A 1,052-nucleotide genomic window follows, 5' to 3' on the forward strand; every position below is an offset into this window, starting at 1 on the left:
TCGCGTCTTTTGCGCTGATTTCGCGTTTTAGCACTTTGCCAAGGGTTTCCCTCTGTTTTTCCTCAAACAGGGCTTTTTCGTCAATTGGTGGCGTTTTAGCGCTATTTTTGATTTGGATCTGCTGTTCTGTTTTCAGTGTGCTGAGTTTGATCTCATTTTCAGCAATCAGCAGATCCATATTTTTGCTGTATTGCAGCTGAGCCTGATTTCTCTGTTTGATTTCGTCATTGCTTCGGCTGATTTCGGTCTCAATCCCTTTTCGGCGCAGTTCGGTGACTTTCGGCCCTTCGTGCAGCGTGGCTTCTAAACCATTCTCCTGGTCTTTGTAGCTGCGGTGGTCGACTCGGGCAGTGTATCCAGCCAGATCCAGGTGCATATTGCAGATATCGGCAAAGTGTTCGCGCCAGTGTTCGATTTCTCCACTGTGTTTCTGATCCAGTTCCCGGGTTTTCTCGGTGAAGCCTTCCGGAGTCAGTTTGCGTGTGCTCATCAGGATATGCGCGTGATAATTGCGTTCATCACTACCAGATCCAGTATGCGGTGCATGAATACAGGCATCGATGGCCACCTGATGTCTGTCCACGATACTGGCGCATAGCTCTTCGAGCATGGCCAGGCGTTGTTCCTGATTTAATTCACTTGGAAAAGCGATTTCAAATTCTCGGGCAACTGTCGAGTTTTTTCGGGTTTCTCGTTGTTCCACTTCGTTCCAGAGTTTTCCCCGGTTTTTTAAATGCTCTGGTGCGCCTTCGGGTAAATAAATCTCTTTGTGTTCTACCCCAGTTTTTCGGCTGTAATCATGTTCTCGGCCTTCACGTTCACAATAGATCTTTTCACCTGCCCGATAGGCGATTGCAGCAGTGGCGGAACGCCCTGCAGATCGTGCTACGGTTTTGACTGAAAAGTGGTAAATCGCCATGCCTGTTTTTCGCTTTTAAATTTTCACGTAGTGAAATACAACCGTGGATACGGTTGTCGGGGTATTGGGGAGACCCCAATCGGACTTGCAAACGAAGTTTGCATAAGTGCGCTCTTCGAGGAAAACATTACTA

1 protein-coding gene is annotated in these 1,052 nt (G+C 47.7%); it reads right to left on the minus strand.

What is annotated here, in order from left to right:
* The coding region (gene mobQ / locus FTT86_RS15905) for a MobQ family relaxase (RefSeq protein ID WP_180181484.1) at positions 1-919 on the minus strand (919 nt) is incomplete at its 3' end.
* Between the last annotated feature and the right edge of the window lie 133 nt (positions 920-1,052).

It is taken from the genome of Acinetobacter sp. YH01021 (assembly GCF_013420255.1).
In the GTDB taxonomy this organism is placed as follows: domain Bacteria; phylum Pseudomonadota; class Gammaproteobacteria; order Pseudomonadales; family Moraxellaceae; genus Acinetobacter.